The organism is Streptomyces sp. WAC 04229 (assembly GCF_003947455.1).
Classification (GTDB): Bacteria; Actinomycetota; Actinomycetes; order Streptomycetales; family Streptomycetaceae; genus Streptomyces.
Genome location: NZ_QHJH01000024.1, coordinates 39,798 through 65,150, shown reverse-complemented (window position 1 = coordinate 65,150; position 25,353 = coordinate 39,798). Strand labels below are relative to the sequence as shown.

The window sequence follows — 25,353 nt, the reverse complement described above, 5'->3', positions numbered from 1 at the left end:
GGGCGGGGTTCGCCCAGTGGGCGGTGGTGGGTGCGCCACCGGATCTGGCGCAGGACGTGCTGGCGGCGGCGCTGGCGGCGCTGGTGGACGCGCACGACATGCTGCGGATGCGGGTGGAGCCGGGGCGGCTGGTGGTGGGTGAGCCCGGGTCGGTGGATCCGTCCGCCCTGGTCACACGCGTGGAGGCGGCCGGACGCCGGCTGGACGAGCTGGTGCAGGACGCGGCCCGGGGCGCGGTGGCACGGCTCGATCCCGCGGCGGGTGTGGTGGTACAGGCGGTGTGGGTGGACGCAGGGCCGGATCGGCCGGGACGGGTGGTGGTGGCGGCGCATCACCTGGCGGTCGACGGGGTGTCGTGGCGCATCCTGCTGCCGGATCTGCGGGCCGCCTGCGAGGCGGTGGCCGCCGGGCGGGCTCCGGCGGTGGAACCCGTGGCGGTGTCGTTCAGGCGGTGGGCAGGCCTGTTGCAGCAGTGGGCGGTCTCCGCCGAACGGGTCGGCGAGTTGGCGGCATGGAAGGCGGTCGTCGGTCAGGAGGACCAGCCGGCCGGTGCGCGTGGGCCGATGCCGGACCCGGACGCGGGCGGTGCCGTGCGCTCGCGGTCGTGGGTCGCCCCGAAGGCGGAGACATCGGTGCTGGTGGGGCGGGCTCCAGGGGTGTTCCACTGCGGGGCGCACGAAGTTCTGCTGGCCGGGCTGGCCGGCGCGGTGGCGCGGTGGCACGGCGGGGACGCGCTGTTGGTGGATGTGGAGAGCCATGGCCGTCATCCCGTCGACGGGACGGATGTGTCCAGGACCGTGGGCTGGTTCACCAGCGTGCATCCGGTGCGGCTGGATGTGACGGGGATCGACCTGGCGGATGTGCTGGACGGTGGTTCGGCGGCCGGGCGCCTGCTGAAGGTGGTCAAGGAGCAGTCGCGGGCGGTGCCCGGCGACGGGCTCGGCTACGGACTGCTGCGCTATCTCAACGCTGACACCGGGCCGGTTCTGGCGGCACTGCCCTCGCCCCGGATCGGGTTCAACTACCTGGGCCGGTTCGCTGCCGGTGACCGCAACGGTGTGCGGGCGTGGGAGTTGGCCGGGGACATCGGCAGTTCGATGGATGCGAGCACAAAGCTGCCGCACGCCGTGGACGCCAACGCGATCGTCCAGGACCGGCCGGACGGCCCGGAGCTGACACTCACGCTGGAGTGGCCCAGCGGCCTGCTCGACGAAACCGAGATCGAACGACTGGGTCAGCAATGGCTGGACATGCTGTCCGGTCTGGCCCGTCAGGCGGACGATCCCGCCGCGGGGGGACACACCGCATCCGACTTCAACCTCGTCGACCTGGAGCAGGACGAGATCGAGGCCCTCGAGGCCGAACACGCGGGCGTCGGCGGGCTCGCCGACGTGCTGCCGCTCTCCCCGCTGCAGCACGGGCTGGCCTTCCACGCCGGCTACGTGGGCGACGGCGTCGATGTCTACACCGCACAGGCGGTGCTGGACCTGGCCGGCCCGCTGGACACACCGCTGCTGCGGACGTCGGTGCGCCGGCTGCTGGACCGGCACGCCAATCTCCGTGCCGGCTTCCGGCACAGCGCCGCCGGAGCCCCCTACCAGGTGATCGCCGGCACCGTGGAGGTGCCGCTGACCCAGGTGGACGTGGCGGACGCGGCGGATCCGCAGGCCGAGGCGGTGGCCCTGGCCGCGGCCGAACGGGCACGACCGTTCGAACTCGCCCGCCCCCCGCTGCTGCGGTTCGTGCTGATCGCGGTGGGCCCCGGCCAGCACCGGCTGGTGCTGACCTCTCATCACATCCTGCTCGACGGCTGGTCGATACACCTGCTGCTGGATGAACTGTTCACCCTGTACGGCCACGGAGCGGATCCGCTCGTGCTGGCGCCGGTGACGCCGTACCGGCAGTACCTGGCCTGGCTGAGCCGGACCGATCGCGACGCCGCGACGGCCGCGTGGCGCGACGCTCTGGCCGGCTTGCCGGAGCCGACCCTGGTCGCGGCGGACCGGCCGGTGCCGGTCCAGATGTCACAACAGATCTGGTCCGCACTCAACGAGGCGTTCTTCGAGGCTCTGGCGGCCAGGGCCCGCGAGTTCGGCGTCACGGTCAGCACGCTGCTGCAGGCCGTGTGGGGCGTGGTGCTGGCGGCGATGACCGGTCGCGACGACGTGGTGTTCGGGTCGGTGGTGTCCGGGCGCTCGGCCGGGCTTCCCGGCATCGAGACCATGGTCGGACTCTTCATCAACACCGTCCCGGTCCGGGTACGGATGCGGCCGCAGCACACCTTCGCCGAGCTGGTGCGGCGCTTGCAGGGCGAGCAGACGGCGGTGCTGGCCCACCACCACCTCGGGCTCACCGACATCCAGCAGGCCGCCGGGCTCGGGCAGCTGTTCGACACCCTCTTCGTCTACGAGAACTACCCCAAGCCCGCCGCGATCGGTGACAAAGCCGCCGGCGCGCAACCGGACCGGCTGCGGGTGCGGGGTGTGACCGACGCCGATTCCACCCACTACCCCCTGGCACTGACGGCCATCCCGGACCACGGCCTGCAGCTACGGCTGGAACACCAGCCGGCGCTGGTCACCGCCGCGCAGGCCGATGCCGTGCTGGACCGGTTCACGCAGGTGCTCGAAGCCCTGATCGCCGCGCCGCAGCTGCCGCTGTCCGCGGTGCCGGTCCTGACCGGCACCGAACGGCAACAGCTGCGGGCGTACAACGACACCGCGGCGGAGGTGCCCGCACAGACGCTGCCGCAGCTGTTCGCCGCACAGGTCGCCGCCACGCCCGAGGCGACCGCGGCGGTCTTCGCGAACCAGTCGCTGACCTACGCCCAGCTCGACGCCCGCGCCGACCAGTTCGCCCACTGGCTCATCGACCACGGCGTCGGCCCCGAGGACCGGGTCGCGATCATGCTGCCCCGCTGCCTGGAACTGGTGGTCGCCGTGCTCGGCGTCACCAAAGCCGGCGCCGCCTGGCTGCCCATCGACGCGAACTACCCCCGGGCGCGCATCGACTACATCCTCGCCGACGCCCAACCGGCGGTCGTGGTGGACGAGTCGGTGATGCGCGAAGCCGGCCGACACCCCACCGGGCCGGTGCGGTCGCGGGCAGTGCCCGAGAACGCGGCCTACGTCATCTACACCTCCGGCTCCACCGGAGAACCCAAGGGCGTGGTGGTCACCCACACCGGTCTGGCCAGTCTGGCCGCCAGCCTGGTCCAACGGCTCGATCTGACCCCACAAAGCCGGGTCCTGGCGCTGGCATCGCCGAGCTTCGACGTCTCGGTGCTGGAACTGCTCATGGCGATCGGCGGCGGCGCGGCACTGGTGGTCCCGCCCGACGGCGTGGTGGCCGGTGCGGAGCTGGCCGAGGTGCTGGCCGACCGGGGGATCAGCCACGCCTTGATCCCGCCCCCCGTGCTGGCCACCGTGCCCGCAGTACCCGAGACGGTACTGCCGTGCCTGGTACTGGGTGTGGCGGCGTGCCCTCCCGAACTCGTGCACCGGTGGTCGCCCGGACGCCGGATGATCAACACCTACGGGCCGACCGAGGCCACCGTCGCCATGACGATCGGTGGGGACATACCGGCCGGCGACGAGATCCCGCCGGTCGGGTACCCGACCGCGAACGCGCGCGCGCTCGTGCTGGACGCGTGGTTGAGGGTGGTGCCCCCGGGTGCGGCGGGCGAGCTGTACATCGCCGGTGTCGGCGTGGCGCGCGGCTATCTGGGACGAGCGGGGCTGACCGCGGCACGGTTCGTGGCCGATCCGTTCGGTTCCGGGGAGCGGATGTACCGGACCGGGGATGTGGTCCGGTGGAACCCGCAAGGGGAGTTGGTCTTCGTCGGCCGGGTCGACGACCAGGTGAAGGTGCGGGGGTTCCGCATCGAGCCCGGTGAGGTCGAGGCGGCACTGGTGGCGCAGGAGCCGGTGGGGCAGGCGGTGGTGGTGGTCCGCGCCAGCCCGGCCGGCGAACGGCTGGTGGGGTATGTGACCGCGGCCGGCCAGAGCGCGGTGGATGCCGTCGCCGTGCGCGAGGGCGTGGCGGCCCGGCTGCCGGAATACATGGTGCCGGCGGCGGTGGTGGTGCTGGAGGCGCTGCCGTTGACGACGAACGGGAAGGTCGACCGCAAGGCCTTGCCGGACCCCGACTTCAGCGAACGCGTTTCGGACAGGGAGCCGGCCACCGAGGTCGAACGGATGCTGTGTGATCTGTTCGCCGAGGTGCTCGGTCTGCCGCGGGTCGGTGCGGACGACAGCTTCTTCGAGCTGGGCGGGGACTCGCTTCTCTCGATGCAACTGGCGGCCCGGGCCCGCCGCTGCGCCATGGTCTTCGGCTCGCGGGAGGTGTTCGAGCACCGGACACCCGCGGGCATCGCGACGGTCGTGGAACTGGGCGCGGACGATCCTGCCGCGGCCGCCGGCCACACGTCCGACGTCGACCTCCTCGACCTGGACCAGGAGGAGATCGACGCATTCGAGGCCGAGTTCGGCCACCGGTGAAGCGGCCTTCCCTGCGCCGCCCGCCCCCCAGGGCCCCCGGCCGGCGGGCGCCCCGTCCCCAAGCACTGTTCATGCTGGTCAACCGAAGGAATGGACGTGGTCGTGATGCACTCCGCGCTGGTGATCGGCACAGGACTGATGGGGACGTCGGTGGCGTTGGCGCTTCGGGCGCGCGGCGTGACCGTGTACCTCAGGGACGTCGACTCGGCGGCCGCCCGGACGGCCGCGTCGCTGGGTGCCGGCACGGTGCAGCCGCCAACGGAAACCGTCGACCTGGCGATCGTCGCGGTACCGCCGCCGCTGGTCGGCAAGGTGCTGGCGGACGCCCAGGGCAAGCACCTGGCGCGCCACTACACGGACGTGGCGAGCGTGAAGGCGGAAACGCAGCACGATGTCGTCGACCTCCGCTGCGACACCTCGTGCTACATCGGCGGACACCCCATGGCCGGCGCGTCGCGCAGCGGTCCGCTGAAGGCCCGGGGCGACCTCTTCGAGGGCCGTAGCTGGGCGCTGACGCCGACGGCCGACACCGACACGGAAACGCTCAACATGGCACTGGAACTGGTGACGCTGTGCGGCGCCGTCCCCGTGCTGATGGAAGCGGCGGTGCACGACCGTGCGGTCGCGCTGGTCTCCCACGCGCCCCATGTGGTGGCCAGCCTGGTCGCGATGCGCCTGGAGAGCGCCGAGGAACGCGAGGTGAGCCTGGCGGGCCCGGGGCTGCGGGACCTGACCCGCATCGCGGAGTCCGACGCCCAGCTCTGGCTGGACATACTGGGCGGCAACGCCGCGGCCGTGGCGGACCTCCTGGACGAACTCGGCGCCGACCTGAGCGAGATGGTCGCCGGGCTGCGCGCCATGGCGGCGACGGACGAAGCCAAACGCAGCAGTGGCACGAAGACGGTCGGGACCATGCTGCGCAGAGGGATGTCAGGCCGCAGCCGCATCTCCGGCAAGCACGGGACACAGCCCGAGCGGTTCGAATCGGTGACCGTGCTGATCGGGGACCAGCAGGGCGAACTGGCACGGCTGTTGACGGACGCGGACCGCGCGGACGTCAACATCGAGGACATCCGCATCGAGCATGCCACCGGCCGCCAGGCCGGCCTGGTCCATGTCAGCGTCGCTCCCGGCATGACGGCACCCCTGCGGGAAGCCCTGCGGACCGGCGGCTGGCACGAGCGCTGAGCGCCCCTCGCGGCCCGATGTGCGGTTCTCCCCGCGGGCGGCCACCACTGAAGGCCCGACTGGACACGTTGTCCCGACTCGCCCGTCAGGTTGATGATTCTTCTGTGCGGCACGTCCCGCATTCGACGCCGACCCCCTCGACCTGGAAAAGGGCGAGTTGAGGAATTCACGGCTGAGTTCGACGACGAACGTCAATCCCACAGCTGATCGAGGGAGACATTGATGGCTCAGTCGCGGATCGAGGACATCTGGCCGCTGTCGCCACTGCAGGCTGGGTTGCTCTTCCACGCGGTTTACGACGGCGAAGGGCCCGACGTCTACATGGGCCACTGGATCCTGGACCTGGACGGGCCGCTGGACCCGGCCAGGCTGCGCGCGTCGTTCGAGGCGCTGCTGACGCGGCACGCGCCGCTTCGGGCCTGCTTCCGGCAGCGTAAATCGGGCGAGACCGTCCAGATCATCCTCAAGGAGGTGGACCTGCCGTGGCGGGAGGTCGACCTCTCGCACCTGGAGGACCCCGAGGAGGCCGTGCGAGAACTGGCCGAACAGGACCGGACGACGAGGTTCGACCTCGCGGCGGCGCCGTTGCTGCGGTGGACGTTGATCCGTCTCGACGACCGTACGCATCGGCTGGTGATGACCTGCCATCACACGATCATGGACGGCTGGTCGCTGCCGGTCGTGGTCAACGAGCTGTCCAAGCTGTACCCGGCCCACGGCGATCCGCGGGCCCTGCCCGCGGTGACGTCGTACCGGGACTACCTCGCGTGGCTGAGCAGGCAGGACAAGCAGAGGGCGCTGTCGGCATGGGTGGCGCAGCTGCGCGGCGCCGAGGAGCCGACGCTGGTGGCGCCCGCCGATCCGGGACGAGCGCCCGGCGTGCCCGAGAGCGTCGAGGTCGAGCTGTCCGAAACCCTCACGCGCTCGCTGGACGAGCTGACCCGTCGCCACGGGCTGACGCTGAACACCGTGGTGCAAGGCGCGTGGGCGATGGTGCTGGCGCGCCTGGCGGGCCGCACGGACGTGGTGTTCGGGGCGGCGGTATCGGCGCGCCCGCCGGATCTGCCCGGCGTGGAGGAGATGGCGGGGCTGTTCCTCAACACCGTGCCGGTGCGCGTGCGGCTCCGCGGCTCGACCCCGGTCATGGCGTTGCTGGCGGAATTGCAGAAACAGCAGTCGGCGCTCATACCCGACCAGTTCGTGGGGCTGGTGGACATACAGCAGGCGGCCGGCCCCGGCGCGGTCTTCGACACCATGATCGTCTTCGAGAAGTTCCCCAATAAGCCCGCAGAATCCGACTCCGCGGGGAATTTTGGCATACGGATAAACCAGGGCCGAGCGGCCGCCCATTATCCGCTGACGCTGGTGTGCGTTCCCGGCGAATCGATGCTCCTCAAACTCGACTATCTGACGGAGCTCTTCGACCGGACCACCGCGCTCTCCATCGCCGAGCGGGTGAAGGAGGTTCTGCGCCAGCTGACGGGTACGGGCGACCTGACGGTCGCCGAGGTCGATGTGACGCCTGCGGCCGAGCGTGATCTGGTGGTCGGCCGTTGGGGTGCGGCGGCCGCCATGGCGCCGGACCGGCCCGCCCCCGAACTGTTCGACCGTCAGGTGGAGCGCCGCCCCGACGAGGTGGCGGTCGCCGACGGCGATCGAGCCCTGACGTTTCGGGAACTGGCCGAGCACGCGGAGCGGCTCGCCGGCTATCTGCGCGGCAGGGGAGTGGGCCGCGGGGACCGGGTGGCCGTGGTGATGGACCGCTCGCCCGACCTGGTCGCGACGCTGCTCGCGGTGTGGAAGGCAGGAGCGGCGTACGTCCCCCTGGACCCCGCCTATCCGGCGGAACGCCTGAAGTTCATGCTCACGGATGCGGAACCGGCGGCGGTGATCTGCTCGCAGGCGTACCGAGACGTCGTGCTGGACGGAGGGCTCGAGCCGATCGTCCTGGACGACACCCGCACCCGGCAGGCGGTGGCGGAGTGCACCCGCCTGTCCGTCGGCGTCTGCGCCGACGACCTCGCGTACGTGATGTACACGTCGGGGTCCACGGGAACACCGAAGGGCGTCGTGGTGTCGCACGGCAACGTCGCGGCGCTGGCCGGCGAGCCGGGATGGACCGTCGGCCCCCAGGACGCCGTGCTGATGCACGCCTCGCACGCCTTCGACATATCCCTGTTCGAGCTGTGGGTGCCGCTGCTGTCGGGTGCCAGGGTGGTGCTCGCCGGACCGGGGGCCGTGGACGGCGAGGCGCTGGCCGGACATGTGGCCGGCGGTGTCACGGCCGCCCACCTGACCGCGGGATCCTTCCGCGTGGTGGCCGAGGAGTCACCGGAGTCGCTCGCCGGTCTGCGCGAGGTGCTGACCGGCGGGGACGTGGTGCCGCCCGCGGCGGTGGAGCGGGTGCGGCGCAGCAGTCCTGGCCTACGGGTGCGGCATCTGTACGGCCCGACCGAAGCCACGCTGTGCGCGACGTGGTGGACGCTCGAACCCGGCGACGGGACGGGCTCGGTGCTGCCGATCGGACGACCGCTGCCGGGACGGCGAACCTACGTCCTCGACGCGTTCCTGCGACCTGTGCCACCGGGCGTGGTGGGCGAGCTGTATGTCGCCGGAGCCGGTGTGGCGCACGGCTATCTCGGCCGCACGGCCTTGACGGCGGAGCGGTTCGTCGCTGACCCGTTCGTTCCCGCCCCCACGCCCTCCCGCGGCGCCCGCGTGCCGGGTGAGCGGATGTACCGGACCGGCGACCTGGCGTACTGGACGGACCAGGGCGCGCTGGTGTTCGCCGGACGCGCCGATGACCAGGTCAAGATCCGCGGGTACCGGGTGGAGCCCGGCGAGATCGAGGTGGTCCTCGCCGGCCTGCCCGGTGTCGCCCAGGCGGTGGTGTCCCCACGGGACGACCTCCTGATCGCCTACGTGGTCGCCGAAGCGGGACACGACGCCGACCCGGAACGGCTGCGCGAACAGCTCGCCGAGACGCTGCCCGCATTCATGATTCCGGCCGCGGTGCTGGTGCTGGACCACCTGCCGTTGACGGTCAACCAAAAGGTGGACCGGCAGGCCCTGCCCGCACCGGACTTCGCCGCGAAGACGGCCGGCCGGGAGCCGGACACGGAGGCAGAGCGCATCCTGTGCGCCGTGTTCGCCGAAGTCCTCGGCCTGGAACGCGTCGGGGTCGAGGACAGCTTCTTCGAACTGGGCGGGGACTCGATCTCGTCCATGCAGGTGGCCGCCCGCGCGCGGCGCGAAGGGATGCCCCTCACCCCGCGGCAGATCTTCGAGCACCGGACCCCCGAGCGGCTCGCGGGACTGACCCGACAGGCCCCTGCGACACCGGCACAGGATCACTCCGAGACGGACACGGGCGTGGGAGACATCCCGTGGACGCCGGTGATGCGTGCCCTCGGCAACGCCGCGACGCGCCCTGGCTTCGTACAGGCGAAAACCGTCGTCACCCCGGCCGACCTGCGTCCGGATGCCCTGGTGAGTGCCCTGCAGGCGCTGCTGGACGTGCACGACTGCCTGCGGGCACGGGTGGCGCCCGACGGACGGCTGTTCGTCGCCGAGCGCGGCGCGGTGGACGCGGCAGGCCTGCTCACGCGGGTGCCGGCCGGCACCGGGAACCTCGACGAGCTCGCCGAGCACGAAGCCAGGACAGCCGCACCCACGCTGGACCCGTCGGCGGGAACCATGGTGCGGGCCGTATGGATCGACGCCGGAAGCGACCGGCCGGGCCGGCTGGCCCTGGTGGCGCACCACCTGTCGGTCGACGCGGTCTCCTGGGGCATCCTGGTGCCCGATCTGCGAGCGGCGTACGACGCGGTGGTCTTGGGTGGGACCCCGGCCCTGGAACCTGCGCCGACCTCGTACCGGCACTGGGCGCGGCAGCTGACCGAGCAGGCGTTCAGCGCGAGCACGATCGCCGAAGCCGATCACTGGGTCGCCGTGCTGGACGGCGCGGACACCGCCCTCGAAACGCGGACCGGGCAGTCGCACTCCTGGTCACGGACGCTGACCGGTACCACGGCGCGCAGCCTGGTGGCCCGGCTGCCGGCGGCTTTCCACTGCGGGATCAACGACGTCCTGCTGGCGGGCCTCGGGGGTGCGGTGGCACGCCGGCGCGGGACCGGCGCCGGCATCCTGGTCGACGTGGAGGGCCACGGCCGCCACGGTGCGGACGGGATGGATCTGCTGCGCACCGTCGGCTGGTTCACCAGCGTCCACCCGGTCCGCCTCGACGTCCGCGACGTCGACCTGTCCGCCGCGGCAGCAGGCCACGCCGCGGCCGGGCAGCTGCTGAAGGCCGTGAAGGAACAGGTACGCGCCGTCCCCGGCGACGGCCTCGGCTATGGGCTGCTGCGCCACCTCAACCCCGAAACCGGGGCCAGGCTGGCCGGGTTGCCGTCCCCGCAGATCGGATTCAACTACTTCGGCCGGTCCGGCCTCGCCGCCGGGGAGACCCCGTGGCAGGCGAGCCAGGAGTCGCTCGGCGGCGGCCCCACCACGCCCGCGGCCCACCCGGTGGAGGTCGCCGCGGATGTCCAGGACACGCCCGCAGGCCCCCGGCTGAGGCTGGCCATCGACGGCAGGGACCTCGACCCCGCCACGGTGGAACAGCTCGGCGAGGCATGGCTGGAGATGCTCACCGGCCTCGCGGCACTGGCGGAGGATCCCGGCGCCGGCGGGCACACACCGTCCGACTTCGACCTCGTGGAACTGACGCAGCGGGACGTGGCGGAGCTGGAGGCCGCGGTGCCGGCGCTGACGGACGTCTGGCCACTGACACCGCTGCAGGAAGGCATGCTCTTCGAACGGGCCATCGACGACGGCGGCGTCGACGTCTACCAGAGCCAGCGGATCCTGGACCTCGAAGGACCACTCGACGCGCAACGGCTGCGTGCGGCATGGCAACGGCTCGTCGCCCGCCACGAATCGCTCCGGACCAGCTTCCACCAGCTCGGATCCGGCGAGACGGTGCAGGCCGTCGCGAGCGAGGCCGACGTCCCCTGGCGTACGGCCGACCTGTCGCACCTCGATGAGGCGGCCGCGGCCGCGGAGGCCGACCGCCTGCTCGCGCGGGACCAGGCCGAACGGTTCGACGTGACCAGGGCGCCGCTGCTGCGGCTGCTGCTGATCCGCCTGGGGGAGAGCACCCACCGGCTCGTCGTGACGTCGCATCACGTCGTCCTGGACGGCTGGTCCACACCGATCGTCCTGAGCGAGATGGCGGCGGGGTACGCGGGCGGACAGGGCTCCTCGACGCCACCGTCCTACCGCGACTACCTGGCATGGCTCCGCCGTCAGGACGAGCAGGCGACCCGAGCGGCGTGGCAGGCCGAACTCGCCGGGTCGGACGAACCGACCCTGACGGACGCCGACGCGGACAAGACGATGGTCATGCCGCAGGGGCACACCGAATGGCTGCCCGAGGAGACGACACAGGCGCTCACCGACTTCGCGCGCGGCCATGAACTGACGCTGAGCACGATCGTGCAGGGCGCATGGGCACTGGTGCTGGCGAGGCTGGCCGGCCGGACCGACGTCGTGTTCGGCACGGTGGTGTCGGGGCGTCCCGCGGACGTGCCGGACGTCGAGCGGATGGTGGGGATGTTCATCAACACCGTCCCGGTGCGCGTGCGGCTCGAAGGCGGCCGGCCGACGCTGGACATGCTGCGGGACCTGCAGAGGCGCCAGTCGGCGTTGACGGAGCATCAGTACCTGGGACTGCCGGAGATCCAGCGGCTGGCGGGGACGGGCGCGCTCTTCGACACCGCCGTGATGGTCGCGAACTACCCGGACGGCGCCGCCGGCCCCGGCGACGACGGCGGCTTCGCGATCAGCTCGGTCCGCACCCGGACCGGTACCAACTATCCGCTGACCATGAGCGTCGCTCCCGGCAACCGCTTGCGGATCGATGTGGCCTACCGGCCCGACCGGATCGACCGGGAAACGGCCGGCGAGGTGGCCAGGCAGGTCGTACGGGTCATCGAACGGATGGTGGCGCACCCCTCGCTTCCGGTGGGCCGCCTCGCCGTCACGCACGCATCGGCGCGCACGTCGATGCTCGAGCACGGCCACGCGGCCGGCGCCGCGCCCGGCCCGCAGTCGGTGCTGGAGCTGTTCCGGCAGCAGGCCGACAGGTCCCCGGACGCGGTGGCGGTCATGGACGGCGCACGCACCCTGACCTACGCCGAACTCGACCGGACATCCAACGCTGTGGCGGGCCACCTCGCAGCGACGGGCGTGCGGCGCGGCGACCGCGTCGGCGTGGTGCTGGAACGCGGCGCGGACCTGTTCGTCGCCCTGCTCGCGGTCTGGAAGGCGGGCGCCGCACAGGTGCCGGTGCACGTGGACCACCCCGCGCAACGGATCGACCGGATGCTGGCCGACGCCGGCGCACGGGTGGCCGTCTGCGTCGCAGCGACCCGCGACGCCGTGCCGGACGGGGTCGAGCCGGTGGCCATGGACGTACCCGCGATCCAGGAAAAGCCGCACGAGGCGCCGGGCCTCACCGTCGGGGCGCACGACGTGGCCTACGTGATGTACACGTCGGGATCGACCGGGGTCCCCAAGGGCGTCGCGGTGCCGCACGCGAGCGTGGCGGCTCTGGCGGGCGAGCCCGGCTGGTCGCAGGGCCCGGACGACTGCGTGCTGATGCACGCCTCGCACGCATTCGACGCGTCCCTGCTGGAGATCTGGGTGCCGCTGGTCAGCGGAGCCCGCGTGCTGGTCGCGGAACCGGGCGCGGTCGACGCCCAGCGGCTGCGCGAAGCGATCGCACGCGGCGTGACCACCGCCCACCTGACGGCCGGAAGTTTCCGGGTGGTGGCCGAGGAGGCGCCGGAGTCCTTCAGCGGACTGCGCGAGATCCTGACCGGCGGGGACGCGGTACCCCTCGCGTCCGTCGCGCGGGTGCGCCGGGCGTGCCCGCAGGTCCGGGTCCGGCAGCTCTACGGCCCCACCGAGGCCACCCTCTGCGCCACCTGGCACCTCCTCGAACCGTGGGACGAGACGGGCGACACCTTCCCGATCGGCCGGCCGCTGGCCGGACGGCGGGCCTACGTGCTCGATGCGTTCCTCCAGCCGGTCGCACCCCACGTGACCGGCGAGCTCTACCTCGCCGGCGCCGGCCTCGCACACGGGTATGCGGGCGCGAGCGGGACGACCTCGCAGCGGTTCGTCGCCGATCCGTTCGCCCCCGGCGACCCCGCGGCGCACAGCGCCCCGGCAGCGGGTGGCCGGGCGACGGGCGAGCGGATGTACCGCACCGGCGACCTGGCGCGCTGGACGGACACGGGCGAGCTGCTCTTCGTCGGCAGGGCCGACTCCCAGGTGAAGATCCGGGGCTACCGCGTGGAGCCCGGCGAGATCGAAGCGGCCCTGGCCGAGGTACCGCAGGTCGCGCAGGCGACCGTGGTGGTGCGCGAGGACCGGCCCGGCGACAAGCGGCTGATCGCGTACGTGACCGCGCAAGGGGATCCGGGACCGGACCCCGGCACGGTCCGCGAGCACCTCGCGGCGCGGCTGCCGGAGTTCATGGTGCCCGCGGTCGTGGTGGTGGACAGCTTCCCGCTGACGCTCAACGGAAAGATCGACACTGCGGCCCTCCCGGCGGTGGAGTTCACCGCGAAGACGGCCGGCCGCGAACCGCGCACCGAGGCCGAGCGAGTCCTGTGCGACCTGTTCGCCGAGATACTCGGGGTGGACCGGGCCGGCGCCGACGACGGCTTCTTCGAGCTGGGCGGTGACTCGATCCTGTCGATGCGCCTGGCCGCCCGCGCACGCCGCGAGGGCCTCGTCTTCGGGGCGAAGCAGGTCTTCGAGCAGAAGACACCCGCGGGGATCGCGGCGGTCGCCGAGCGCGGCGGACCGGCCCGGGCCGATGCCGCCGACGGCGTCGGCGAGGTCCCGTGGACCCCAGTGGTGCGGGCACTGCTCGAACGCGACCCGAGCGCGCTGACCCGACGCGCACTGGCGCAGTGGGTGACCGTGGCCGCACCCGGCGATCTGTCCGCGGACGTGCTGACGGCCTCACTGGCCGCGCTGATCGACACCCATGACATGCTGCGCAGCCGGATCGTCGAGACCGACGGGGAGCAGCCCCGGCTGGTCGTGGCCGACCGGGCGACGGCGGCCGCGGCGACGCTCGTCGAACGGGTCGAGGCCGGCGCCGGCGACGTGGACGAGATCGCCGAGCGCCGCGCCGAGGAGACGGCCGCCCGGCTGGACCCCACCGCCGGCGTGATGATCAGGACGGTGTGGGTGGACGCCGGACCCGGCCGCCCCGGACGGCTCGTGGTGGTGGCCCACCACCTCCTGGCCGACGTCGTGTCGTGGCGAGTCCTGCTGTCGGACCTGCAGGTGGCCTGCGCGGCCGCGGCCGCGGGCCGGAAACCGGCGCTCGATCCGGTCGACGTCTCCTACCGGCGCTGGGCGCGGACCCTGGCCGACCAGGCGGCGACCCGGACCGCGGAGCTGGAGACGTGGACGGCGATCCTCGAGGGAACGCAGCCGCGGACAGGCGAGTTCGACCCCGCGCGCGACACCCTGTCCACCGCGGGACGCAAGTCCTGGAAGGTGCCGCGGGACACGGCAGGCGTGCTCGTGACGAAGGCGACCTCGGCCTTCCACTGCGGTGTTCACGAGGTGTTGCTGGCCACCCTGGCGGGCGCGGTGGCCCGATGGCGCGGCGACCCGGCCGTCGTGGTGGACGTCGAGGGACACGGCCGCCGGCCCATCGGCGACCTGGACCTGTCCCGGACGGTCGGCTGGTTCACCGACATCCATCCGCTCCGGCTGGATGTGACCGGCATCAACACGGCCGAAGCCGTCTCGGGCGGCGCCGCGGCAGGCAGCCTGCTGAAGAGCGTCAAGGAGAACGTGCGCGCCGTGCCCGACGGCGGCCTCGGCTACGGGATGCTGCGCCACCTCAACGCCGAGACCGGGCCGGCCCTGGCCGCGCTGCCGCAGCCGGAGATCGGGTTCAACTACCTCGGCCGCTTCCCGACCGGGACCGGCGATGCCGCCAAGCCCTGGCAGATGGTGGGAACCATCGGCGGCACCACAGACCAGGACACGGCGCTGCGGCACGCCCTGGAGATCGACGCGGTCGTGCTGGACGCCGCCGAAGGACCCGCACTCGAACTGACCCTGACCTGGGCCGGCCGCCTACTCGGCGAAGCCGAGGCGGAGTCGCTCGGGCAGAGCTGGCTGTCCATGCTCACCGGCCTCGCCACCCACGTCGACGCCGGCGGCGCCGGGGGGCACACGCCCTCCGACTTCCCGCTCACCACCCTGACCCAGCGCGATGTGGCGGAGATCGAGACCGCCGTACCGGACCTGCTCGACATCTGGCCGCTGTCTCCGCTCCAGGAGGGCCTGCTGTTCCACGCCTCCGACGAGCGCGGCCCGGACGTCTACGCGAGCATGCGCACCCTCGTCATCGAGGGACCGCTGGACGTCGCCCGCTTCCGCAGGTCCTGGCAGGTGCTGCTGGACCGGCACCCCGCCCTGCGGGCGAGTTTTCATCAGCTCGCGTCCAGCGCCACCGTGCAGGCCGTCGCCGGCGCGGTGTCGCCGCCCTGGCAGGAGACCGACCTGTCCCACCTGCCCGAGGACGAGGCGCTGGCGGAAGTCGACCGTCTCGCGGCGGAGCTGCACGCCGAGCGGTTCGACCTGACCCGGGCGCCACAGCTGCGGCTGCACCTGCTGCGCCTCGGCGACCGCCGGCACCGGCTCGTCTTCACGTCGCACCACATCGCGGCAGACGGATGGTCCCTGCCGCTCATCACCGGTGAGGTGCTGGCGGCGTACTACGCCGGCGGCGCGGACCGGGCGTTGCCGGCCCCCACGTCCTACCGCGACTATCTCGCCTGGACCCTTCACCAGGACAAGGCAGCCGCCCGCCAGGCGTGGCGGGCCGAACTCGCGGGGCTCGACGAGGCGACCCACGTCGTGCCACCGGAAACGATCATCGCGCCCGTCGAACCCGACCGGATCGGGTTCGCACTCGACGACGATCTGAGCCGGCGCCTGGTGGAGTTCACCCGCCACCACGGAGTGACGGCGAACACGCTCTTCCAAGGGGTCTGGGCACTGCTGCTGGCCCGCCTGACCGGTCGCAAGGACGTGGTCTTCGGCGCCGCGGTGGCCGGCCGTCCGCCCGAGATCCCCGGTGTCGAGTCCGCGGTCGGCCTGTTCATGAACATGCTGCCCGTCCGGGCCCGCCTCGCCGGCGCCGAACCGTTCCTCGACATGCTGGCGGACCTGCAGCAACGGCAGGTCGCGTTGATACCGCACCAGCACGTCGGGCTGACCGAGATCAACCAGCACGCCGGGCCCGGCGCGGCCTTCGACACGATCGTGGTGTTCGAGAACTACCCGCCCCCGCCGCCCGTGTCCGACGAACCCGACGCACTCGTCATGCGCCCCGCGGGAATCCCGAACGACACCGGGCACTACCCCCTGTCCATGCGCGCATCCGTAGCGGGCCCCGTCCACGGCGAAGTCATCTTCCGCCCCGACGCGTTCGCGAGAACCCAGGTCGAGGACCTTCTCGCGTCGCTCCTGCGGGCTCTCGAACAGGTCGTGGCCGATCCGCACACACCGGTGGGGCGGGTCGGCCTGATCGGAGCCGAGCAACGCCGCCTGGTCGTGGACGAGTGGAACAGGACCGACCGGCCGCTTGCGGCGGAGACACTGCCGGACCTGTTCCGCAGGCAGGTCCGGCGGACGCCGGACGCGCCGGCCGTGCAGGACGCCGCGCGGAGCCTGTCGTACAGCGAGTTGCACGACGAGGTCGAAGCCCTGGCGCGCGTGCTCGTGAGCCTGGGCGTGCGGCGCGAGGCACGGGTGGGCGTACTGGTCGAGCGCTCGGCCGAGCTGGCGGTGACCCTGATGGGGGTGACATTCGCCGGCGGGGCGTTCGTACCCGTCGATCCGGACTATCCCCGTGAGCGCATCGAGTTCATCCTGGCGAACTCGGCGCCGCAGGTGCTGGTCTGCACGAGCACCACCCGAGCGGTCGTGCCCGCCGAGTTCACGGGCACGGTGCTGGTCCTGGACGAACTGCCCGCCCCCGACCCGGGTGTGCGGCTGCCGCCAGTGGCACCCGAGGACGCGGCGTACGTGATCTACACGTCGGGGTCGACCGGAGTGCCCAAGGGCGTCCTGGTCGCCCACTGCGGACTCGTCAACCTGGGGTACGCGCACATCGAGCGGATGGCCGTGACATCGTCCTCGCGGATCCTGCAGTTGTCCGCGATCGGCTTCGACGCCATCGTCTCCGAGCTCTACATGACCCTGCTGGCCGGAGCGACCCTGGTACTGCCGGACACGGCGAGCATGCCCCCCCGGGTGACCCTGGGCGACGCGCTCCGCAGGGCCGACATCACTCACCTGACCGTGTCGCCGAGCGTGCTGGCGAGCGAGGACGACCTGCCGGACACCCTGCGGACGGTGCTGACGGGCGGCGAGGCGCTGCCGGCCGCGCTGGTGGACCGCTGGTCACCGGGCCGCCGGGTGATCCAGGCCTACGGACCGACCGAGACCACCATCTGCTCGACGATGAGCGCCCCGCTGGCTCCAGGACACGACCTGGTCCCACTCGGCGGCCCGATCCACAACGTGCGGCACTACGTGCTCGACGCCTTCCTCCAGCCGGTACCGCCAGGGGTGGTCGGCGAGCTCTACATCACAGGCGTCGGACTGGCCCGCGGCTACCTCGGACGCCCCGGCCTGACAGCCGAACGGTTCGTCGCAAGCCCGTTCACCCCCGGTGAGCGGATGTACCGCTCAGGCGACCGGTTCCGCTGGACCCGTGAGGGCCAACTGATCTTCGCGGGCCGGGTCGACGCCCAGGTCAAGGTCCGCGGATACCGGGTCGAGCCGGCCGAGATCGAGGCCGTCCTCGCCGAGCATCCCGGGGTCGGCCAGGTGGCGGTCGCCGTCCGCAGAGACGGCCCCGGCGACAAGCAGCTGGTGGCATACGTCGTGCCCTCGGCCGACGCGCACGGCGAGAACGGCACACTGACCTCCGCGCTGCGCGAACTGGCGGCCGAACGCCTGCCGGAGTACATGATGCCCGCGGCGTTCGTGTCGCTGGAAAAGATGCCGCTCACCCCGAACGGCAAGCTCGACCACCGGGCGCTGCAGACCCCCGACTTCGCCGGGATGTCCTCCGGGCGAAAGCCGCGCACCGCGATGGAGGCGAAGCTGTGCGAGCTGTTCGCGGAGGTGCTCGGCCTGGACCGGGTGGGCGCCGACGACAGCTTCTTCGAACTCGGCGGGGACTCCATCATCTCGATGCAGCTCTCGGCCCGAGCCCGCCGCAAGGGGCTGGAACTGACCGCGTGGCAGGTGTTCGAGGAAAGGACACCGGAACGGCTTGCGGTGCTGGTCGCAGAACTCCCCGCCGACAGCGCCGCCACCGCCGCACCGGAGCCTTCGGCGGGCACGCTCGTCGATCTCTCATCCGACCAGATGGACCAACTCGAGGCCGGACTGGCCGATGAACAAGCGCTGTAAGGAGCAGACCGTGACCGTTGACGGCACCCGCCCGAAGCCCCGCTCCAGCGTGGAGGACGTCTGGCCCCTTTCGCCACTGCAGGAAGGGATGCTGTACCACACCGCACTCGACCACGACGGTCCCGACACCTACACCGTGCAGACCGTCTACGGCATCGACGGCCCGCTGGACGCCGCCCGGCTGAGGGCGTCGTGGCAGGCCGTCGTGGACCGGCACGCCGCGCTGCGGGCCTGCTTCCGCTACGTCAGCGGCGCGCAGATGGTGCAGGTCATCGCGCGGGACGCCGAGATCCCCTGGCGCGAGACGGATCTGTCCGGGCTGCCGGACGACGCCGCCGACAGCGAAGTGGACCGGCTGGCCGCCAACGAGGTGGCCGAACGGCTGCACATCGAGACGGCACCGCTGATGAAACTGCACCTGATCCGGCTCGGCCCGGAGCGCCACCGCCTCGTCCACACCCTTCACCACGTGCTGGTGGACGGCTGGTCGATGCCGGTCATCCACCGCGAACTGGCAGCCATATACGCGGCCGACGGGGACGCGTCCGGACTCCCGCCCACCGGGTCCTACCGGGACTATCTCGCATGGCTGGGCCGGCAGGACAAGGAAGCGGCCAGGGCAGCCTGGCGGGATCAGTTCGCAGGGCTGTCCACGCCCACCACAATCGCCCCGGCCGACCCGGCCCGCGTGCCGGACATCGACACCGTGGTGCTCGAACTGCCCACGCACCTCACACAAGACCTGGCCAACCTGGCGCGCCGTCACGACCTCACCCTGAACAGCATCGTGCAGGGCGCGTGGGCCGTCGTGCTGTCCCAACTGGCCGGCCGTACCGACGTGGTCTTCGGCGCGACCGCCTCGGGGCGGCCCGGCGACCTCCCCGGTGTGGAATCGATGGTCGGCCAACTGCTCAACACCCTGCCGGTACGGGTCCGGCTCGACGGCGGGCGGCCGGCCGTCGAGCTCTTCGCCGAACTGCAGCGCGGCCAGTCGGCACTCATGGCCCACCACCATCTCGGCCTGCAGGACGTACAGGCCGCCGCCGGCCCCGGAGCGGTCTTCGACACCCTCGTCATCTACGAGAACTTCCCCCGCAAGGGACTCGGCCGGGCACCGGACGACGGCCTGGCCCTGCACCCGGTGAAGCGGGGGCGCAACTCCTCGCACTACCCGTTCACTCTGATCACCGGACCCGGCGAACAGATGCCGCTCATCCTCGACTACGACCGGGGACTGTTCGACCACGCGATCGCCGAATCCGTCGTGGGCGCGCTGGCCCGCGTGCTGGAGCAACTGGCCGCCGAGCCCGACGTGCCCGTCGGCCGCCTGACGCTGCTGAGCGAGACCGAGCGCGCCCTGGTGGTGGACGAATGGAACGCGACCGCGGGCCCGGTACCGGGCCCCTCCGTGGTCGAGATGTTCGCGCAGCGGACGGCCACGGCACCGGACGCGGTGGCGATCACCGACGCCGGCGGCACGGATCTGACCTACGCCGAGGTCGACCGGGCCTCCAACCGGCTGGCCCACTACCTCGCCGGTCGCGGCACACGCCGCGGCGACCGGGTCGGGGTGGCCATGGACAGGTCGCCGGACCTGCTCATCGCCTTCCTGGCGATCTGGAAGACAGGCGCGGCATACGTCCCGGTGGACATCGAGTACCCGGCCGAACGCATCGCGTTCATCCTCGACGACTCCGCGGTCTCCCTCGTCCTGTGCACCCAGGCGACCCGCACCGTCGCACCGCAGGACGCGATCGTCCTCGACGCGCCCGAGACGCGGGCGGCCGTCGACGCCTGCACCGCCACGGCACCGGAGACCAGGCCCGCCCCCGACGACCTGGCGTACGTGATGTACACCTCCGGATCCACCGGCCTGCCCAAGGGCGTAGGCATCCCCCACGGGGCCGTGGCCGGCCTCGCCGGTGACGAGGGCTGGCAGATCGGCCCCGGCGACGGCGTGCTCATGCACGCGACACACGTCTTCGACCCCTCCCTCTACGCGATGTGGGTGCCGCTCGCCACGGGCGGCCGCGTCCTGCTCACCGAGCCGGGTGTGCTGGACGCCGCCGGGGTACGCCAGGCCGTCGCACGCGGCGCGACCGCCGTCCACCTCACCGCCGGCACCTTCCGCGCCCTGGCGGAGACGGATCCGGAGTGCTTCGCGGGCCTCGTCGAGATCGGGACCGGCGGGGACGTGGTCCCCGCGCAGTCCGTGCAGAACCTGCGACAGGCCCAGCCCCGACTGCGGGTGCGGAACACCTACGGACCGACCGAAACCACCCTGTGCGCGACATGGAAACCGATCGAGCCGGGCGAGGACCTCGGACGGGAACTGCCCATCGGCCGCCCCATGACCAACCGCAAGGTCTACATCCTCGACACCTTCCTGCGCCCCGTCGCACCGGGAGTCGCCGGCGAGCTCTACCTCGCCGGCACCGGGCTGGCCCGCGGGTACCTCACCAGCCCGGCCCTGACCGCCGAACGGTTCGTGGCATGCCCGTTCCTCGCCGGAGAACAGATGTACCGCACCGGCGACCTGGCCCGCTGGAACCAGCACGGCGAGGTGATGTTCCTCGGCCGCGCCGACGACCAGGTCAAGATCCGCGGCTACCGGGTGGAGCTGGGCGAGGTCGAAGCCGTACTCGCGGCCCAGCCCGGCGTGGTCGAGGCAGTCGTCGTGGCGCGGGAGGACCAGCCGGGTGAGAAACGCCTGGTGGGCTACTTCGTCTCCGACGGCAGCGACCCGGGCTCAGCACAGATCCGACGGCAGATGGCCCTGGTCCTGCCCGCGTACATGGTCCCGATGGCGATCGTCGCCCTGCCCGGCCTGCCGGTCACCGCCCACGGCAAGGTGGACCGCCGTGCCCTGCCCGCCCTGGATCTCGCGCACCACGCCTCGCAGAAGGCGCCGGACAGCGAGACCGAGAAGGTGCTGTGCGCCCTGTTCTCCGAGATCCTCGGCGTCGACCACGTGGGCGGCGACGACACCTTCCACGACCTCGGCGGCAGCTCGGCGCTGGCCATGCGGCTCATCGCACGGATCCGTGAGGAACTCGGCGCCGACCTGCCCATCCGGCAGCTGTTCTCCTCCCCGACCCCCGCGGGCCTGGCGAGGGTGCTCGCCGCGAAGTCACGCCCCGCACTGGAAGCCGCCCAGCGGCCCCACCGCGTGCCGGTCACCACCCGGCAGCTGCGCGCCCGGCTGCTGGCCGACCCCGGGAAGGACACAGCCGGCCTGCACACGTCGGTCGCACTGCGCCTGCGCGGCCGGCTGGACACACCCGCGCTGGCGGCGGCGCTCGGCGACGTCGCGGCCCGGCACGACATTCTGCGCACCACCTTCCCCGGCGACGCACACAGCGTCCACCAGGACATCCAGGACGCCCTGACGGTCGAGCTGACCCCCGTCCCGGCCAACGAGGAGGACCTGCCCGGCCTGCTCACCGAACGGCACGAAACGGTGTTCGACCTCACCGAGGACGTGCCGTGGCGATGTGAACTCTTCGAACTCGCGGACAACGAGCACGTACTGCTCCTGCAAGTACACCGCATCCTCGCCGACGACGACTCCCTCGACGTGTTCTTCCGCGACCTGGCGGCCGCATACGGCGCGCGGCGCGAGGGCCGGGCCCCGGAACGCGCGCCCCTGGCGGTGCAGTTCGCCGACTACGCGATCTGGGAGCAGCGGCTGCTCGCGGACGAGAACGAGCCGGGCAGCCTGCCCCACGAACAGATCGCCTTCTGGCGGGACACCCTGGCCGGCATCGACGGGGAGACGGTGCTGCCGTTCGACCGCCTGCGGCCTGCCGTCCCGTCGCGCCGGGCCGGCACGGTCGGGCTGCGGCTGGACGCGGACCCGTACACCCGGTTGATGGAGCAAGCGGAGCCGGCCGGCGCAGACACCTTCCAGGTCGTGCACGCCGCGCTCGCCATGCTGCTGACGAAACTGGGCGCGGGCCACGACCTGGTGATCGGCACGATCCTGCCCCGGGACGAAGACCTCATCGACCTCGAGCCGATGATCGGACCGTTCGCCCGGCCGGTCGCCCTGCGCACAGACGTCTCGGGCGACCCGGACTTCATGGAAGTCCTCACCCGCGTGCAGGAAGCCGCCCAGGCCGCGCAGGAGCACCTGGACGTGCCCTTCGAGCGGCTCGCCGAGCTGCTCGACCTGCCCGCCTCCCTCTCCCGCCACCCCGTGTTCCAGGTCGGACTCGAGGTACTGGAGGAAGGCCTCGGCACCTGGGACGCGAGGGAACTGCCGGGCCTGCGCACCGAAGCCGCACCCGGCGCAACCGAACCGATGGAACTCGACCTCGCGTTCCGGCTCACCGACGACCTCGACGACGAGGACGGCCTCCAAGGCACCCTGCGCTACGCCACCGACCTGTTCGACCGGGACACGGCCGAGTCGGTGGCCCGGCGGCTGGTCCGCGTCCTGGAACAGGTGGCGCAGGACCCCCGGCTGCGGATCAGCGACCTGGACCTCTTCCTGGACGACGCCGAACGCAGCCGTCCGGTCATCGCACCGGCGCGGTGGCACGAGGCCGCGCCCCCGGCACTCGCCGGCCTGGCCGAGGACGGCCCGCTCGGCGCACTCCTCCTCGACGACCGGCTGCGCCCCATCACGCCCGGCGCCGTGGGCGACCTCTACGTCACCGGGCCGGCCGTGGACGAGGGAAAAGCCGGCCGGCCGACCGTGCCCTGTCCGTTCGGGACCGCGGGACACCAGATGCTGCACACGGGCCTGCTCGCCCGGAAGACCTCCGCCAAAACCCTGGTCGTCGTCGGCGAGCGGCGGCGCTCGACCCCGTCGTTGAAGATGGGCGACTACGAGATCCTGCTGCCGCTGCAAGCCGGCGGTGATCGCCCGCCACTGTTCTGCCTCCACGCGAGCGGCGGCCTGAGCTGGAACTACCAGCCGTTGCTGCGGCATCTTCCGGCGGACCAGCCGGTCTACGGAGTGCAGGCACGCGGCCTGGCCCGCACCGAACCCCTGCCCGGCAGCGTCGAGGAGATGGCGGCCGATTACCTCGCGCACATCCGGGCCGTGCAGCCGACCGGCCCCTACCACCTCCTCGGCTGGTCCCTCGGCGGGCGGATCGCGCAGGCGATGGCCGCGTTGCTCGAGGCCGAAGGCGAACACGTCGGCCTGCTCGCCCTGCTCGACGCCTATCCCGTCTACATGGGACGGAACGCGACCGGCACGGTCAGCGAAGAAGCCATGCGCGACGAGGAGGCCGTTCAACAGCGCAAGCAGCAGGACCTGGAACTCGCCGGTGCACTGGTGCAGGGGCCCGGCACCAAAAAGCGCCTCGAGGCGGTGATGCGCAACCTCTGGGAGGTCGGGCCCCGGCACACCGCCGTGCCCTTCGCCGGCGACATCCTGCTCTTCATCGCCTCGCTGGACCGGCCCGCGCACCTGCCCGTGCCGGAGGCGGCAGCCAGCTGGAAGGACTTCACCAGCGGAACCATCGAGGCCCACGAAATCCCGTCCAACCACTACGACTTGGTGCAACCCGCGGCACTGGCCCAGATTGGAGCCATCGTCGCCGCGAAGCTCCACCCCCAGCCGAAGAGCGAGAGGACACAACGATGACCAACCCGTTCGACGACGACAGCAATTCCTTTTTCGTGCTGGTCAACGACGAGGGCCAGCACTCCCTGTGGCCGGCCTTCGCGGAAGTGCCCGCCGGATGGACCCGTGTGCACGGCGAGGCCACCCGCCAGGAATGCCTCGACTACGTCGAGGAGAACTGGCAGGACCTCCGGCCCAAGAGCCTCATCCAGGAAGCCGGCGCCTGAGGCGAAGGTGTCCAGCCGCTCAATGCGGACGGTTGGACGGGTCTGGCACCCGTCCGGCCGGCTCGCGGCAACCATCGGCATCCGAGGGCTGGACGAGGCGAAAGGACCTGCGCAGTGCTCGAGGAGAACAACGTTGTCCGGGGCTCGTTCGAGGAGATCAACACTGACCTGGGCCTGGACATACACCGACGGGACCGGTTCGACCCGGTGCCGGAGCTACGTGCCTTGATGGCCGAGGGCCCCATGGCCGTCCTGGGCGTCGAGGACGCCCCCGAAGGGCGGACCGCGTGGCTCGCCGCCGGGTACGACGAGATCCGGCACGTGCTCGGCTCGGACAAATTCAGCTCCAAGCTGCTCTACCGCGGCACCGCGGCCGGCTTCATATTCCCCGGCTTCCTCACTCAGTACGATCCACCGGAGCACACGCGTCTGCGCCGGATGGTGACGGGCCCGTTCGCCATCCGGCGGATACAGGGGTTCCGGCCGCAGGTGGAGAAGATCGTCGAGGCCACCCTCGACGACATCGAGGCCACCGGTGGCCCGGCCGACTTCGTCCCGCATTTCGGGTGGCCCATCGCAACGACCGTGACCTGCGACTTCGTTGGCATTCCACGCGACGATCAGGCGGAGCTGTCCCGTGCCCTGCACGCCAGCCGGGCCGAACGGTCGGGCAAGCGGCGGCTTGCGGCGGGAAACAAGTTCTGGGCCTACATGAACCAGGTCGTGACGCGTACCCGCCGCGATCCCGGTGACGACCTGTTCGGCGTCGTGGTGCGCGAGCACGGCGACGAGATCACCGACGCCGAGCTGATCGGAGTGGCCGCGTTCGTCATGGGCGCGGGCGGGGACCAGGTGGCTCGCTTCCTCGCGGCCGCCGCATGGTTGATGGTCGAGGAACCCGAGCAGTTCGCCGTGGTGCGGGACCGGCCGGACACCGTGCCGGACTGGCTGGACGAGGTGGTCCGGTACATCACCAGCGACGAGAAGACCACGCCGCGCGTCGCGTTGGAGGACGTAAGTATCAGCGGGTGCCCCGTCAAGGCGGGCGACACCGTCACCCCCTCGTTCCTGGCCGCGAACCGCTGGAACTTCCCCGGCCCGGACGACCGGTTCGACATCACCAGGCACAAGCCCGCGCACGTCGCGTTCGGGCACGGCATCCACCACTGCCTTGGCCGGTCGCTGGCCGAGATGGTGTTCCGGGTGGCGATTCCGGCTCTGGCACACCGCTTTCCGACCCTGCGGCTGGCCGAACCGGATCGCGAGATCAGGTTGGGGCGGCCGCCGCTCAACGTGGAAGCCCTGCGGCTCGACTGGTAGCGCCGGATCT

General features: G+C 71.9%; 6 protein-coding genes. All 6 read left to right on the top strand.

The annotated features are described in order from the left end of the window. On the top strand, nt 1-4,499 hold a 4,499-nt coding region (locus tag DMH12_RS10025), incomplete at its 5' end, for a non-ribosomal peptide synthetase (protein ID WP_125491215.1). A gap of 96 nt (nt 4,500-4,595) precedes the next feature. Then, nucleotides 4,596-5,687, top strand: a complete 1,092-nt coding sequence (locus DMH12_RS10020) for a prephenate dehydrogenase (RefSeq protein ID WP_260474158.1) — start codon at nt 4,596-4,598, stop codon at nt 5,685-5,687. Nucleotides 5,688-5,909: 222 nt separating this feature from the next. After that, nucleotides 5,910-18,218 carry a non-ribosomal peptide synthetase gene (locus DMH12_RS10015; RefSeq protein WP_125491214.1) on the top strand — a complete coding sequence of 4,103 codons (12,309 nt, stop codon included), beginning with the start codon at nt 5,910-5,912 and terminating at the stop codon, nt 18,216-18,218. Between the two features lie 10 nt (nt 18,219-18,228). Continuing rightward, on the top strand, nt 18,229-23,817 hold the full coding sequence (locus DMH12_RS10010) for a non-ribosomal peptide synthetase (RefSeq protein ID WP_125491213.1): 5,589 nt from the start codon (nt 18,229-18,231) through the stop codon (nt 23,815-23,817). Further along, the gene (locus tag DMH12_RS10005) at nt 23,814-24,023 is read left to right on the top strand and encodes an MbtH family protein (protein ID WP_125491212.1); all 210 of its coding nucleotides are present in this window, start codon (nt 23,814-23,816) and stop codon (nt 24,021-24,023) included. The genes DMH12_RS10010 and DMH12_RS10005 overlap by 4 nt, the downstream gene beginning before the upstream one ends. A 114-nt stretch (nt 24,024-24,137) precedes the next feature. Beyond that, on the top strand, nt 24,138-25,343 hold the full coding sequence (locus tag DMH12_RS10000) for a cytochrome P450 (RefSeq protein WP_221763119.1): 1,206 nt from the start codon (nt 24,138-24,140) through the stop codon (nt 25,341-25,343). Nucleotides 25,344-25,353 lie beyond the last annotated feature (10 nt).